Origin of the sequence: Undibacterium sp. (assembly GCF_030683615.1) — a bacterium.
Lineage (GTDB): Bacteria > Pseudomonadota > Gammaproteobacteria > Burkholderiales > Burkholderiaceae_D > Undibacterium > Undibacterium umbellatum.
Genome location: NZ_JAUXQE010000035.1, coordinates 197459 through 213457, shown reverse-complemented (window position 1 = coordinate 213457; position 15999 = coordinate 197459). Strand labels below are relative to the sequence as shown.

The 15999-nt window shown below is 51.1% G+C and carries 12 protein-coding genes; 1 reads left to right on the top strand and 11 read right to left on the bottom strand.

Annotated elements, in window-relative coordinates:
• The first annotated feature begins 261 nt into the window (after window positions 1–261).
• The gene (locus Q8K39_RS18135; protein WP_186953005.1) at window positions 262–1944 is read left to right on the top strand and encodes a long-chain-fatty-acid--CoA ligase; all 1683 of its coding nucleotides are present in this window, start codon (window positions 262–264) and stop codon (window positions 1942–1944) included.
• Window positions 1945–2024: 80 nt separating this feature from the next.
• On the opposite strand, the gene Q8K39_RS18130 is transcribed toward Q8K39_RS18135, so the two are convergent.
• The 11 genes from Q8K39_RS18130 to Q8K39_RS18080 all read right to left on the bottom strand — a co-directional run bounded on the left by Q8K39_RS18130 (window position 2025) and on the right by Q8K39_RS18080 (window position 15999).
• Window positions 2025–2492, bottom strand: a complete 468-nt coding sequence (locus Q8K39_RS18130) for an HIT family protein (protein ID WP_305262408.1) — start codon at window positions 2490–2492, stop codon at window positions 2025–2027.
• Between the two features lie 92 nt (window positions 2493–2584).
• Window positions 2585–4222, bottom strand: coding sequence for an amino acid adenylation domain-containing protein (locus Q8K39_RS18125; RefSeq protein WP_305262406.1), 1638 nt, complete (start codon window positions 4220–4222; stop codon window positions 2585–2587).
• A gap of 113 nt (window positions 4223–4335) precedes the next feature.
• Window positions 4336–6402, bottom strand: coding sequence for an alpha/beta fold hydrolase (locus tag Q8K39_RS18120; protein WP_305262404.1), 2067 nt, complete (start codon window positions 6400–6402; stop codon window positions 4336–4338).
• Between the two features lie 49 nt (window positions 6403–6451).
• Window positions 6452–6697 (bottom strand): acyl carrier protein, encoded by a 246-nt coding sequence (locus Q8K39_RS18115; protein WP_186953001.1) that lies wholly within the window; start codon window positions 6695–6697, stop codon window positions 6452–6454.
• Window positions 6675–7571: a diiron oxygenase gene (locus tag Q8K39_RS18110; RefSeq protein WP_305262401.1), complete on the bottom strand. Its 897-nt coding sequence runs from the start codon at window positions 7569–7571 to the stop codon at window positions 6675–6677. Before Q8K39_RS18110 ends, Q8K39_RS18115 begins: the two co-directional genes overlap by 23 nt.
• Before the next feature lie 168 nt (window positions 7572–7739).
• A complete protein-coding gene (locus Q8K39_RS18105) occupies window positions 7740–8579 on the bottom strand; it encodes a hypothetical protein (RefSeq protein ID WP_305262399.1) in 840 nt (279 codons plus the stop codon).
• Window positions 8576–11296 (bottom strand): PEP/pyruvate-binding domain-containing protein, encoded by a 2721-nt coding sequence (locus tag Q8K39_RS18100; RefSeq protein WP_305262398.1) that lies wholly within the window; start codon window positions 11294–11296, stop codon window positions 8576–8578. Before Q8K39_RS18100 ends, Q8K39_RS18105 begins: the two co-directional genes overlap by 4 nt.
• Window positions 11286–12221: a phosphatidylserine decarboxylase gene (locus Q8K39_RS18095; protein WP_305262397.1), complete on the bottom strand. Its 936-nt coding sequence runs from the start codon at window positions 12219–12221 to the stop codon at window positions 11286–11288. Before Q8K39_RS18095 ends, Q8K39_RS18100 begins: the two co-directional genes overlap by 11 nt.
• Window positions 12218–12808: a phosphatidylcholine/phosphatidylserine synthase gene (locus Q8K39_RS18090; RefSeq protein WP_186952997.1), complete on the bottom strand. Its 591-nt coding sequence runs from the start codon at window positions 12806–12808 to the stop codon at window positions 12218–12220. Before Q8K39_RS18090 ends, Q8K39_RS18095 begins: the two co-directional genes overlap by 4 nt.
• A gap of 7 nt (window positions 12809–12815) precedes the next feature.
• Window positions 12816–13379 carry a CDP-archaeol synthase gene (locus Q8K39_RS18085; protein WP_305262394.1) on the bottom strand — a complete coding sequence of 188 codons (564 nt, stop codon included), beginning with the start codon at window positions 13377–13379 and terminating at the stop codon, window positions 12816–12818.
• The gene (locus Q8K39_RS18080; RefSeq protein WP_305262392.1) at window positions 13372–15999 is read right to left on the bottom strand and encodes a PEP/pyruvate-binding domain-containing protein; all 2628 of its coding nucleotides are present in this window, start codon (window positions 15997–15999) and stop codon (window positions 13372–13374) included. Before Q8K39_RS18080 ends, Q8K39_RS18085 begins: the two co-directional genes overlap by 8 nt.

Sequence of the window (15999 nt, the reverse complement as noted above, 5' to 3'; positions counted from 1 at the left end):
GCCACACTTCATATGCAGGCCCTGACTGTTCTAGATTGACCTGGTTTGACCGCGCCTGCCAGCAAACCCACAAAAAACCACACCCGCACCGATTAGAAGTTTTATTCAAATACTAAGAATAATCCTTGCCCGCCCTCCCTGCTTCCCGCTAGCATGCATTTAGAACAATAATGAGTTTGCCAATATCAAGATGCAGGCGGCTGATACAGTCGGCCCTGCGTTGCCAGATTTCTATAACAACCAGAGACAAGAGGTAAAAACATGGATAAATTTTGGCTGCAATCCTACCCCAAGGGCGTACCCGCAGAAATCAACTATCAACAATACACTTCGCTGGTGCATATGCTGGAAGAGTCTTTCCAGAAATATGCGCAGCGCAAGGCCTATGTTTGCATGGACAAATATCTGACCTATGGTGAGGTGGATGATCTGTCGAAGAAGTTTGCCGCCTGGCTGCAAAACAAGGGGCTGGAAAAAGGTGCGCGGGTAGCCATCATGATGCCAAATGTCTTGCAATACCCTGTCGTCATCGCCGCAGTCTTGCGTGCAGGCTACACCGCCGTCAACGTCAACCCTTTATACACGCCGCGTGAGCTTGAGCATCAGTTGAATGACTCAGGTTCTGAAGCCATCATTATCTTGGAAAATTTTGCCACGACTTTGCAACAGGTACTAAGCAAAACAAAAATCAAGCATGTGGTCGTCACCAGCATGGGTGATTTGATGGGTGGCCTCAAAGGCATGGTCGTTAATTTTGCGGTACGCCATATCAAAAAAATGGTGCCGGAATTTTCTCTGCCAACTGCCATCAGCTTCAAGAAAGTGCTGGCAGATGGTGCAGCCTTGCAACTCAAGCCTGTCACCATCACGCACGATGATATCGCTTTCCTGCAATATACCGGCGGTACTACTGGTGTCTCCAAGGGTGCCACCTTGTCGCATCGTAATGTCACCGCGAATGTCTTGCAAAATGAAGCCTGGGCACAACCTGCACTTAGCAAGGCACCCAAAGTAGAGTCCATGACCATCGTCTGTGCCTTGCCTCTGTACCATATCTTTGCGCTGACGAGTTGCTGCCTGATGGGTACGCGCCTGGGTGGTCTGAATATCCTGATTCCCAATCCGCGTGATATTCCCGGCCTGGTGAAAACCTTGTCCAGTCACCAGATCAGCATGCTGCCTGCCGTCAACACCCTGTATAACGGCTTGTTGAATAATCCGGATTTTGCCAAACTGGATTTCTCTTTATTGAAAGCCTGCAATGGCGGTGGCACAGCCGTCCAAAAATCAGTGGCAGAACGTTGGCAAGCTGTGACTGGCTGCCCCATCGTCGAAGGCTATGGCCTGTCCGAGACATCTCCAGTCGCCACTTGCAACCCGACTGACTCAGTCACATTCAGTGGCACCATAGGCTTGCCCCTGCCCTCGACAGAAATTGCCATCCTCGATGATGCAGGCAACCGTGTGCCATTGGGAGAGCCAGGTGAAATTGCCATACGCGGCCCGCAAACCATGGTGGGTTATTGGAACCGCCCCGATGAAACCGAGAAGGTAATGACAGCCGATGGCTTCTTCAAATCAGGTGACGTCGGCATCATGGAAGCCAATGGTTTTATCCGCGTGGTCGATCGCAAGAAAGACATGATCCTGGTGTCTGGTTTCAATGTCTACCCGAATGAAATTGAAGGCGTGGTCGCTGGCCATCCTGGCGTACTGGAATGCGCCTGCATAGGTGTGCCAGATGCCAATTCTGGAGAAGCCGTGAAACTGTATGTCGTCAAGAAAGATGCTCAGTTGACGGATGAACAGTTGATGACTTATTGCAAGGAACAACTGACTTCCTACAAGAAACCCAAATATATAGAGTTCCGCACTGAATTGCCGAAATCGAATGTGGGCAAGATTTTGCGACGCGAATTGCGTGACGAGAAAAAAGTTGCGTAAATTATTTGAAGAGAGTGCATTGCGCATTCCCCCTTCAAAAAACAAAAAAAACGCCTGAATGTCAGGCGTTTTTTTATACATCACGTTGCTATTTCAGCTTTCCGTAACAAGCTTTGCCAGCGCGTGGCCTGTTGCCCTAGCCGTTTGCTGCGACCGATGTACGACCAGGGGTTGATAAAGCGCGTCACATAGCGCCATACCACCAGCGCGGTATCACCCTGCCTGCGGGGTATCACATGCAAGTGTACATGTGCCACATGCTGGTTGGCTGCCTTGCCATTGTTCAGGACCACGGCAGTCGCTTCACTTTCCCCGCCCAGGCGCAGGGCTGACGAAAAACGGCTCGCCAGCGCAAACAGGTAGGCGACGGTTTCTGCAGGTAATTCTTCTATATGCTGCTGATGCTGATGTGGAATCACCAGTAAATGTCCCCGCGTCAATGGAAACGCATCAAGTATGGCGATGCAATGCTGGTCCCGGTAAACCACTGCAGCTTCACTCTGTCCATTCAGGATGTCGCAAAAAATGCATCTGTGTGTGCTTGCCATCAATTCTTCCTCATGCAATTGGATCAATAAAGCTGAATCAATAAAAAACCCGCCAGAGTTTGGCGGGCTGGCCTCGTCATTCTTAAATCTCCTTATGGTCCCTGCACCACTGCTTCTCTTTTCAATTTATCACCATCACCTGCCATTTTTTGCAGCGCCGGATAATCAATCTTGCCATTTGAATTGAATGGCATCTTGCGCAGCTCTATCAAATCCTGTGGAACCATATAGGCAGGCAATTGCAGAGTGCATGCCTTGAGGATGTCCATTGATGATACGGTAAAGCCACAGCCGTACGCAAGCAAGCCTTGCACACTGCCATCTGCGGCCAAAGGCCAGGGCACGACGGCTACCAGGTCAGATCCACCCAGGCGCCGGATTACCGCCTCCACTTCTTGCACCTCGACACGATAGCCACGTATTTTTACCTGATTATCGATACGCCCCCCATACAACAAACCTGCTTGTGCATCAAAGCTGGCCAGATCGCCAGTACGATACCAGCGACTCGCCTGTTTGCCCTCGAAGTGCATGCTCAGGAAGCGCTGGCGTGTCAGCTCTGTGTTTTCCCAATAGCCCTGGGCCAGTTGGGAACCACCGAGGTAGAGTTCACCAATCTCGCCATCAGCTACGGGTAAAAAATGTTCATCCAGTATCACGACTTCCTGCCCAGGCAAAGGCATGCCTATGGGCACCACTGGCAGAGCGGCAATGCGCTGGTCATCTGCCTGATAAGGATAAACGGTAAAGGCAATCGTCGCTTCGGTTGGTCCATACAAATTCTCTATGATGGAATTGGGTGCAGCCGGTTGCCAGTCTTGCGCCAGGCTGGTGGGCAAGGCTTCGCCGCAAAACAGGCTGTATTTAAGGCTGGGCAAAATGTCAGGGCGCAGCGCGTTATAGCGTTTCAGGCAAGCCGCCAGTGAAGGCACGGAAAACCAGTGTGTCAGCTCATGTTGCTGGACAAACTTCAATGGCATCATCATGACACGCCCAGGCACACTGTACAGACACGCTCCGGAACTCAGGCTGACAAAGATGTCGTGCACTGACAAGTCAAAAGTAAAATCAAAGAACTGGGTAAAGCGGTCACCCGGGCCTGGCTGATAACGCTCAATGATATTGGCGACATAGGTACTGGCATTGTCATTGGTGACGGCCACACCCTTGGGCAAACCCGTACTGCCCGAAGTGAAGAGGACATAGGCGACAGAATTGGCTTTCTGCGGCAGGGCCAGGCTGGCCGTGTCTGCTTCTGCCATCTGGCGCTTCAGGATGTAAGTATGCTGGCTGGCGCTGGCGGCCCAGGTGGGCAGGCTATCGGTCTCGGGCATCAGCACCATCAATGGATCGGGATAGGCCTGCAATATCTCTTTGGCGGCATCCAAGGAACGTTCATCAACCACGATGGACGTGGATGATGACAGTTCCAGCATACGTAAATTGCGTTGTGCCGGGAACTTCGCATTCAAGGGCACGTAACTCATCCCCGCCAGTAAACTGCCCAACACCGAAGCATAGGCAGTAATGCTGCGGTCAACCAGCACTGCACAACGTTGTTGATGTGCATGCTTGATTTCCCTGTCCAGGGTACGCGAGATTCTGGCTACCCGCAGCAACAGTTCGGCATAGGTATAGACTTGTTCGTCCACCCACAAAGCATTGCTATTGGGGTGATTTCTGGCGGCATTGAGAAAGCCTGAAATCAATAAATTTGCTGTTTTTTTCATGGCAATACCTCTCCCTGACCGCCGCAGCGGTCATGATCGAAAAACGATAAGTCAATTGAACAGTGCCCTCAGCCAACTTGGCCAGAGGGCATTGCTTCAGTTCAAATCAGGCATCAGGTCATGCTCAGCGCATCCTGGGTCTGATCATCATGCTGAGCGACAAATTGCTTGATCATCGTTGCCAGGTCTTCATCGTAGAAATGAGAAAAGTGATCGCCATTTTCATCGAAGGACAACACGCCATTTTCCAGCCCCGCCACCAGGAAGCGGCCTACATCAGCATGTGTCACCAGATCATTGCCGCCGACATGTACCAGCACAGGATGCGGGACATCCGCTGTCCATGCATCGGCACGCTCATTGAACAAGCCGTTCATCATGTTGGCATACCTGAACAGGGATTCCGGCGTACGGAAAGGGACACTAGTCATATACAACAGGAAGGGGTCGGTACTGGTCAAAATGGTAGAAATCATTTTCCTGTCTTCACCATCGTCCGAAGTCGCATGCGCGCCATAAATCAGGTCACAGTACTTTTGCGCAAAGCGATAATTGGCTGCGATTTTCGGGAAGAGCGTACGGATATTCTTTTCAAATTCCGTGATCTTGATTTCATTCGATGCAGGCAATGAAACGCCGCCATTGAGCAGCACTGCCGATGAAATACGATCAGGAAATTCTGCCATGGTACGCAGGCACACCTGGGCACCACTACTCCAGCCAGCGACCGCGCTTTTGGCAATGCCAAAATGGTCAAGTATGGAAATCATATCCCTGGCATGGGTCAGGGAATGGCATTTTCCCAGGTCAAATTCATGCGTAATTGCAGGCACCCAGCGGCTTTCCCAGGTGATAACCTGGAACTGGTCGGACAGCCGCTTGGCCAGCGGGAACATGAAGTCAGACGGCATGCCATAGGCATTCGCCAGCACCAATGGTGGCTTGCTGTTATCACCCAACGTCAGTACGCACAGTTCAGTGCCATCTTCTGCCGTCACCTGTGTACGGTTAAAAGTGGTGCCACTTTGCTGCTCATCCAGTTCCTTGATGAAGGCCGTCAAATAAGTACCATAATCTGCCCAACTCAGGCCAGCATGCTTGGGCAGGCTGCGGGCAAAATTCTTGATGGTGCGATAGTAGCCGCCATAAAACACCGTGCGCTTGTCAAACAATTCTTCTATCGCCGTTGCCGGCGTATCACGTTCAGGGACGAAGTTGATGCTCTTCATGCCCAATGCCACATCGATTTTTTCCAGCATGGTCTTGACGTTCAAGTCACTGGAATTGGTCAGGTGATATACCTTTTGATCGCCAAAGCCGATATTGCTGAGATAGATCATATCGAACACGCATTGATCCACAGGCACCAGATTCCCAGCTGCAGCCAGATCACCGATGAGGCGCAACGGCGTCTGCAACTTGCTCAATGTTTCGCGCAGGCGGTACATTTCCTGCGTCAAGCCATAGATGCCAAAACGTGTGCCACCACTGCGGCGCGAAGCCAGCGGGCCCATGATGATGGCCGGGCGCAGAATGCGGTAGTCCAGCCCATTGGCATCACAAAATCTGGCGACTTCGTGCTCACCTTCATTTTTACTGCTCTCGTAAAAATTGTTATAGGCGATATCAACAGGATGCAGGCTCTCGGGTATTTCTCCTGCCACACGGCCTGAGGTATAGGCGGTGGAAATATGTAAATAATGCTGACAATTGACGCGGCGTGCCAGGTCCATCACATTCTGGGTGCCATTGATATTGTGATGATAGATTTCTTCTTTGTGACGGTCTTCAAATTTGAGGCTGGCAGCGCAATGCCAAAACTCGGAGATGTTGCCAGCCGCGAGTTTTTCCAGGTCAGCCTTGCTGATCGCACACATGGTCTCTGTCATGTCGCCCAGTATGTATTCCAGCTTGCTGTCTATGTCGGCCTTGGGGATGGGCTGGTTGTACGCCGAGGCACAGACTGCCAGTGCATCATATACGCGCTGTTTCGCATGCTCCTCTGACTCTCCCCTGACCAGGACATAAATCTTGCCACTCTGGCGCAAACGCCAGAACAGGAAATTACTACCGAGGAAACCAGTAGCGCCGGTCAAGATAATATTTTTTGTCGTATTGCGGTGGCGGTTCGTCAGTTCCAGCAAATCACCGTAGCGATAATCAGTTAATTGGTGTTCCATCTTGTTTGTCCTTGTAATTATTGTGCAGGTAAATGTGTCATCACCGGTGTTATTCCATGTAATGCAGTTGTACCCTGTCCAGCGTTCTGACTTTGTCGAGCACGGTGTCGTCGACGACGACTTCCTTGCCACTGATTTCTTCTATGACTAGTACATATTCCACAAAGCTGAGGGAATCGACTACATCGTTTTCTATCAAATCAAGGTCGAATGGAATATCGGATAGATACTTTTTCTTCGACAACAGCCACTGTCTGACTTCATTGATCTTGTCAAGATTGATAATCTGGTTCAAAACTTGTCTCCTTCTCGATTAAATTGGTATCTCCCAGCAAAGCCAGGACTTTCTTGAGCAATTCACGGGCATGAAATTCTTGCCGCACTGGATGGCTCAGCAATGCGCTGCGCACTGCAATGCCACTGGCAAAACCGGCATCGCGATACATGGTTGGGTTGTATAAAGACTCGATCGTGACTTGCACATACTTGCGTAAGTGATTGGAAACTTTTTGCAATACTTCAGGCGCGTAGTCCTCAGCAATGCCATCGGCCAGCCTGGCCAGCAAGATACGGCCAAAAGTGATGTGGCGTGACTCGTCATTGCGGTGCGCTTCATTGATTTCACGTATGAAGGGGTGGACCCTGTCATCCAGTGCGATCTTCAGATTATAGTAATGACCGACTTCTTCAAAGATGAATATCTGGGCAAAACGCACCAGCACGGAAAGACGTGGATCCAGATTCAATTCAGTGAGCTGTATTTTTTTATTGCCGTAAATCTTGCCTGCATAGTTTTCACAGAATTTCGCGAAATACCACATGTGCTGGTTTTCCTCGTCAATGAAATGATGCAGGTAGTCATTCGCTTCTTTCAGCATGGGGGTGTGTAAGAGTTCTGCCACGCCTGCGATCAACTCTTGCTCACCCGTCACATTCAGGCTAAAGAGATTGATGCACTCCCATTTGCTGAGCAACTTGCGTTGCGCTTCAGTCGCCTGCTCATAATAAGGCGTGCCATGGGTCGTCAATAATTCTGGGCTTACCCACCAGTCGGTTTCGCTTATGTCATCAACCCAGTCAAAACGGGTGAAGCTGAATACGTGCCGCTCACGGGATAGTTGAACCAGCCTGGCTATCCTGTCGGTGTACATGGTCTGTGTAATGCTCATCGTTTCCTGTCTCCAACACTTTTATTAATCAGTTAATTTTTATATTGCCATTTTGAGATATCGCTTTAACCACATTAATAAAAGTCCAACATTGACGTCCATCAAATTCGATAGAATTTTTCATCTAAGTTTCTGGCACAGAACTTGATAACTAGCCGCCGGAAAAACCTAAACCAGGGATGTAAAAATAACCAGATTGAGACACAGAAGGGAGAATCCACTGACATTTCTCAGCAGAATTTTTGTGGATGGCACAGGCTTGATGAGCAAGCAGACCAGTGCATAGATAGTGGCAAAAAAGACACACATTATTATTTCTGTTACCAGCAACTTGCTGTCAGCGATCATTATCAAAATAGCACAACTTATGCAGGCCAGCAAGTTCATGAACCCTATGCCCAGGCAAGCCTGGAGCAGCGACAAGACACCCGCATAACCGCTACGCAGATCAAGTTTGCGACTCAGCTCATATTGCAAGGCACCGGTATACAACATCAGCATGAGCAAAGCATGCTGAGCCTGGAAGTCAACCCAGGCGGTGTTGAGAGAGAATTGCCAGGCAGCAAAACCTGGCAGTAACAAATAATGCAAAAGGGAATATAGTACCGGCCTGCCAGCCAGCCGGGGATGTGCCAGCAGGACAGCACTGACCGTCAAGACCGACCATGCAATCAGTGCCTGGCTGCGCTGAAAGGAAAGCAAATAGTATAATTGGCCTGCCAAGACCAATAATACCAGTAGCCATAATTCATACTGACTGACCTCCCCGCGAAGCAGGCATGAATCCCGCCCGGCCCGCTGGTCCACGTCAAAATCCAGTAGCTCGTCGAGCAGCTTCAACAGCAAAAAAAAACTCAGCGCCACACTCCAGCTCGCGATGGCCAGCCAGGTAGCAAGTGATTGCGCAGACAATGCGCTTGTTGCCAGAAACACACTGGAAAACAACAACCAGTCCTGCCATGAAAATGCCTGCCGGCCCCAGGACAGCCAGCGCAATGCAGTTTTCACCTGCGGCACACCAGGCCAACAGCCCCATCCAGTTGCACCTCGTCGCCATCTTTCAGCAAGGCACTGATGCCACGCAAACCCACCACGGCTGGGATGCCCATTTCACGCGCCACCACGGCAGAATGTGAAAGCACACTACCGCGCTCGACAATCAAACCAGATATACAAGGGAAAAATGGTACCCAGCCCGGGTCAGTACGTCGCGTCACCAGTATCTCCCCATTCAACTGCACATCGCGGGTATCGTGAACCACCTTGACCCGGCCTTGTACCAGGCCAGAGCTGCAAGGTATGCCCTGGTAACGCCCCGCGACATCATCAATCAAGCCTGCGGAGACGCTGTCATCGGCACTGACTACCACCATGCGTTCTGGCCGCAGTTCACCGTAGAAATGCAAGCGGGGTGGCACTTCATCCAGCAAGTGAAATACGGCTTGCTCACGCTGTCTTAAGGGAATAATCCCGCTTGCCACATCCTGACTGACAGCGCGCTGTTCTATCAGGCCAAATACCTCGTCTATGCTCAGCAGATAGATATGCTCCACCTTCAGCAACTGGCCATTCCTGACAAAGTTGGCACCCATCGCCCTGGTCAGGTAACGGACAAAACCAAACACCTTGGTCCTGTAGAAGCGCAGATCTTCCCTTTCTTTCACGCAAAGGCGGGCATTTTTTATCAGCCACGAAGCTAGCAAGCGTAAAAAAATATTATTGCCACAGCCTTGCATTACCTTTTGCTCAGCAGTTTTTGCAACCTGGGTGTGTTCACCATCGACATCTTGGCGAATGGCATCATCGGGCATGAGGTAATTTTTAAGCGCCTGTATGATAAAGGCAGGGTCATCCTTGATACTGATTTCTTCCAGCTTCAACTCATTGATGCAGCGAAATCCAAATTCATGGCGATAGGCATCCATGCGCTGCTTCAAGGCATGCCAGTCTGGCCCATGCCCTTTCTCTATCATTTGTTGCAATTCACGCACGCCATAGTTGCGCATGGCAAAAGTCAGATCAGGCACTTGCCTGATCCAGGCGGCGATGTCCATCAGCATATTGGTAGGAGCCACGCTGGCCATGCCACCCTGGCCGCACAGCAAATCATTATGCAATAGCGAGACTTGCTGCTCATCCTGGCAGATATAACGCTTCAGGAAGAGGCGCAACAAACCATGGAAGGTCTCGGCAAAAAAATCATTGATGATGGGCGCACGCCAGTCGTTCAGGAGACGCTGCTCCACCCTGTCATAGGTGGCCAGTAATTCGACATTGTTCAAACCTGACATATCCAGTTGCATGTATGGCTGCATGAATACATCAAAATCACTGGCAAAGCGGCGGCATATGCAGTGACGGCGCAGATAGAAATAAGTCATGCGCACACCAGCAGTCAGGGCACGCCAGCCAGATGCCAGACGCCCGCGCTGCATGGTATGAGCAAGCCCGGCTGTACCCGACCTTGCCTGGACACCGATGGAGGCATCGAAGTTTTTTTTATTGGTATCAAAAAATGGCAGCAATGAGAGGCTGCGATACCAGCTATTCAAATTGTAGTAAACATGGCCCTGGTAGTAAGCCAGCATATTGCGAAATACGGGCTTCAGGCTTTGTATTTCAGACGCAGGTACGCCAAACAAACCGTAAAACTGTTCATAAACTTTTTCATATACCCTGCTGGCAAAAGAAAAAGTCAGCGGTGAAGTCACACCGGAAAAACTTTCTACAATATTGGAATTGTCCAGTATGGTCCTTGCCGAGAACTTGCAGATATGCGAGAGATTGGAAACTGGTCTGGCCTGCAGGATGTATAACTGGTCTTTGACAAATCCCCACTCTATGTCTTGCGGTATGCCACCGTAAGCCAGTTCTATATGATGTGCTATCTGGGTCAGTTGCTGCACTTGTGCATCAGTGAGACACTCCTTGAGCGCGATTGCGGCATCAACATTTTTTCGCTTCAGGCCATGACCTTGCTCCTCATCAAAGAACAGGCCTGCCGCTTTTTCGACGATGACTTTTCTGACGACTGCACCTGACTCATCTATATACCAGGTATCGCAATCCATCTCGCCGGAAACCACGCCCTCGCCTGCGCCAAAGCTGGCACTGATTACCATTTCATCGGGGTTGCAATTCATGGGGTTGCCGGTAAACACCAGACCGGATACGTCTGCAAACACCATGGTCTGCACGACCACGGCAGGCCTTATGCAATCACGCGTCAAGGCATGCTCAGATCGATAGGCAAAGCTGCGGTCATTATAGGCCGAGGCATAACATGCCAATATCTTGCTGAAGATAATTTCATCAGCAGGGACGAACAAGAAACTGTCTAGCTGACCGGCAAAAGAATGGGTGCTAGCATCTTCATCAACTGCTGATGAGCGTACAGCAAAATACTCACCCTGCCCCACCAGCAACCGCAAAATTTCTTGCTCGGTGATGGTATCGAGTTTCTTGTCCAATATCAGTTGGCGTGCTGCTGCCATGGCGGCGTCACGTTCTGCTCCAACACTATTGGACGCGGTGAGGCAAAGCCTGTCAAGCACGGGCAAATCAGTACCCATCAATTCTTCAAAGAAGGCAACTGGCAATACAATGAAATAAGGAACCTGGAAACCCGCGCGGCTCAAAGTCAATAAATTTTTACCCTTGCCACCCAATTGAGTGACACTGGCATCCGTCTGTGTCGAAGACGATGAGATAATTTCAGTTTGCATGTATTTCCTGGATACTGGATGGAGGGAGCAAAGAGTAAGCGATGCCTTCCCCTTGCTTGACCAGGGTTTCTATACCCTGGGCGCTGTGCTGCCGGATATCGGCATCGATGCTGATTACCCCTGCCTTGAAAAGTAAAATGATGGTAGAGCCACCAAAATCGAAATAGCCTTTTTCTTCGCCGCGTTCGACCAGGCCACCACCAGCCTTGTGCTGGTTGATGCGGCCAACCACCAGCGCGCCCACATCAACTTGTATGACCTCGCCAAAGTTGCGGGTTTGTATATTGCAAAATTCGCGCTGGTTTTCAGTGAACACTGCCAGCATGTTTTGCAAGGCCAGCGGGCTGACAGAATGCAGGTAACCATTGATACGCCTGACCGGGCCCTGCATGCCGTGGTCGATATGGATGAAGCGGTGATAATCGGCCGGTGCCAGCCTGAATACCAGACAATCGCCATCGCGATATCCAACTGCCAGTGCCTCATCGCGCAGCAGTTGCACCAGGCTGAAATGCCGCCCCTTGACTGGCAAGACCTGGTCGGCTTGTATCTTCCACACCGACAGACGGGCATCAGCTGGAGAAAACAGGATACGCTGATCATCGGGTACAGGACGGGACTCCGCTTTCAGCTTACGCGTGAAAAAAGCGCTGAAACAGGGATAGGCATGCAAGGGCAGTTCGACCTCGGCAACATTGATGTCGTACTGCTCGACAAATGCCTGGATTTGACTGGCAGAAGACTTGCGCGACTTCAACCAGCCATACAGTCTTGAAAACCAGGCTCTCTTGATGAAGATATCCGCCAGCGCCAGGCCAAGAGGGTGACCGTAAAAAAACTGCATGAAGCTTTTTTCAAACACTTGCTCGCTGACCAGGCGTGCCTGCTTCCTGTCATACAGCGTGATTTCAGAAACAGCACTCATGCACCGGCGCTCACAGTTCTGGCACTACCCGGTTTGCGAAAGCGCAGACGTGAAATGAACAGGCTGCCAATCAGCAGCGGCCACACATGCAACAGCCACAATAACCACGACAGAGGCCAAGACAGCAAACCCGGCAGCATGGTCACAGGCAAAAGCAAGGCAGCATATGTCACGGGCAAGCCACTGTAATACTTGCCGCGGCTGTCTTCCAGCAAACCATGCACAGTAAAATAAGCAAGCCGCAATACGGCGCAGGCCACATAAAATCCTGCACACAAATAAAAGCTGACAGATGGTGATGGCTGTAAGGCATAGATGAAAACCATGGGTGCCATGCCAAAATTGATGACATCAACCAGGCTGTCAAGCGTCTGGCCAAACTGGCTTTGTGCATCACTACGCTTGCCATGGGCTGACATGCGGCGTGCCACATGGCCATCCAGCAAATCGCAAATGCCTGCACACCCCAGCGCCAGTAGCGCAAACCCAGGATAAGCATGCAATGACAGTATCATGCTAGACAGGCCGCACAGCATGCCCGCCAGCGTAATGAGATTGGGAAGATTAAGATAAGCGAGTATCAGCATGGTGCATTCAGAATTTTTGATTTTTCAATTTCAACTGGAACAGCAGCCAGTTCACCATCAGATGCAAACCACCGCAGATAATGACGATCTTGACGGCATCTATCCATTGCAAGGGCATCAACAGCATCGCCAGCAATAAACAGCCAAGGACAGAATCAATCTGGTCAATGACGATGAATAACCTGCCCTTCCAGCCGCGGCTATTCTGGCCGGGTGCGATGTCCAGTCGACGCTTGACATAGCTGTTAGGCAGCTCTGCCAGCACATAGGCCAGGCCCAGCAGGGCACCTATCAGTGCGGCTTTGAACAAGCCTTCAAGGCTGATAGCTCCCGCCAAATTGAGGAGCAAGAAAATCAGGATGGACCAGCAGGCAGTGCCTATCACCATGCCCCAAAAACCCTTCCAGGTTTTGTTGGCGCCAAACAGGCGGCGGCCATCTCTGGCAAGGCGGCCCGCATCCATGGGATGTTTCCAGCTATCGAGCCATTTTGATTTGACAAACACCATATTGCTGACACCACCCAGCAGCACAGGTGCAATCACCTGCGTCCACAATGCTGCCTCATTCATGGATGACCTCAACCAGGCCACGCCCGCCATCTATGCGCACCAGTTGGCCATCCACCAGCAAGCCTGTCAGGTTTTTGACGGCCAGCACGGCTGGTATGCCATATTCACGTGAAATCACAGCGGCATGGGACAGCAAGCCGCCTGTCTCGGTCGCCACTGCCGCCAGCAAGGGGAATTTTGCGGTCCAGCCGGGATCAGTAAAACGGGTGATAAGAATATCGCCCTTCTCCAGTCTTTCTGCATCCTGGATGTTGGCTATTACCTTGACCCTGCCTTCGACTATGCCCTGGCTGCAAGGTATGCCCTTGAAACTGGTGGCTGCTACGCTGGCATCCGACAATTCTGCCGTTTGCAAGAAACCTGCGCCTATCTCATCTGGTGGTGTGAAATGGCGGAAGGACTGGTAATAATCGCGATTCTTGCGCCAACTCTGGCTGGCACTGGTCGCATCCAGGCTGCCATCCAGTACGGCAACGACTTCATCTTTACTGAGATGGAAAATATCCTCGACCTGGTCGAGTATGCCTGCACTCTGCAAGTGCTTGCCCACTCGCAATGTCAGTTGCCTTACCCAGTAATAATAAGCCGTTGACAGGTCGCGTAATTCTTCACGCCACCACAGGTAGTAGCGCAATTCTTCAATTTTCTTCAGCATGCCTGCACGTTTATGGAAAGGCAGGCTGGCAGCGAATTGCCGGAGTTTTTCTGCATGCCTTTCAGCCTGCTCATGTACGCCGTCATGGGGATTACTACCCTCCCCCAGTGCCAGGCATTGCTTGAGGTTTTCAAAAATGAATTGCGGGTTTTCACCGAAGCGTTCTACGGTAATATCAAGTTCACGGGTGGAACGATATTTGTGACGTTCCACCACGGCTGCCACCTTGTCCATACCCATGAATGGTGAACCCTGCTTCCAGTCAGCGATGAGTTGCGCCATGGGTGTATCCGTCCAGTAGGCTGCTGCAATCTCGTTCTTGCGCAAGTCTTGTGCGCAATCCCATAAATCTATATTCAGGTGCAGGTGGGACAAGCCAGCCAGGCCAGAAATAAAATCCAGTACAGTGTAGTTGGATTTTAATTTCTTGAAATCATCACGGAACAGGGTCATCACATTATTGGTACTGAAAATGTGATGGAAATAGGTGTACTCGCTGCGGTAATATTCTTCGTTGACAAAGCGGGTATAGAAAGCAGGCAAGTCTTTATCCGACAAATTTGCCAGTACCTCTGGCAAGGCTTCCAGTCTGGCCATTTGTTCCTGCTTGAAGCCAGCCAGGCGCGACTTGCTGCGCCAGATAATCCATTTCAGCCGTATCAGCACATTCACGCCACGCGCCAGTATCTTTGCCGTCATCGGCGTTACATGGCCATTACCTTCATAGTTGACCTTGACGCCCACGCTTTCATCGAATTCACGCTCGACGAAGCCAGGCAGGGTTTTCACCCCGGCCTTGATGGCGCTCAGGTTCCAGTAAGGACGGGCAAAGAACATGCGCCCCCAGGCATCTACCTTGAATTCAGGATGTATGCGTATGCTGCTGGTGTAGTTTGGACAAATCGCTTCCCAGATATAGTCGTAGAGCGACCACATATAGGTCGAACATACGGAAGAAGAGACGCCGCCATCCTTGAAGTCGGCATTACTCCACTCCATATTGACGCCGGCATAATGAATGGCGGTAATCGGCCTGGCTTGTACGAAGTAAAACTGGCCGTCCTGCATGGTCCATTCTATGTCTACCGGGAAGCCATAGGATTTTTGTATGCGCAAGCATTCCTGTGCCAGCGACAATACCTGTGCTTCATCGAGGACAGGACGCGAAGCTTGCTGATCATCCAGCATCTCGGTTTCATTGCTGCCATCCGCCTGCGCAAGGATGCGCAGGGCCTTGTGATGGATATCCCTGCCTGTCAATTGCTCGCGATACCAGTCATAGCGGTACTGGTCAGGTGTCATCTGCCCGGCCACCAGGGCCTCACCCAGGCCAAAGCAGGCTTCAATCACCATCTCGGTATCATGCCCGCTTTGCGGATTGACAGAGAATGCCACGCCACTGGCATCGGCAATGACCATACGCTGGAGTATGACGGCCATGCTCCCCTGTTCAAGTGCAATGCGGTTATGCGCGCAGTAGCGCACCACACTGTCGCCAAACAGCGAAGCCCAGCACTGCCTGATGGCATCCTGCAAGGCCAGTTCACCGCGCACATTCAATACTGTTTCATAGATACCGGCAAAAGAAGCACCTGCCAGATCTTCTTGCGTGCAACTGCTGCGCACAGCCCAGGCCGCGTCTTGCTGAGTCTCACTCAACTGGCGCAAGGCAAGGCTGATATCAGGCGGCATGCTGCCTGTCAGCAGGCATTGCCGGAAAGTAGTGACGGCATCATTGACACCAGCCGCATCCGGTGTGCGCAACTGTTCCAGCACTGACTCCTGCATTGCTGAGAGCTGGTTATGTAGAATGAAATCCCGAAAAGCCTGAGTGCTCAGTACCAGGCCATCTGGTACTTGCACACCTATTTTCAACAAAGCCAGCAGCGAAGCTGCCTTGCTGCCAACGATGGCCAGCGCATCTTCCTGCTCCTGCAGTTCAGAGAAGGTATAGAGGTTTTTCAT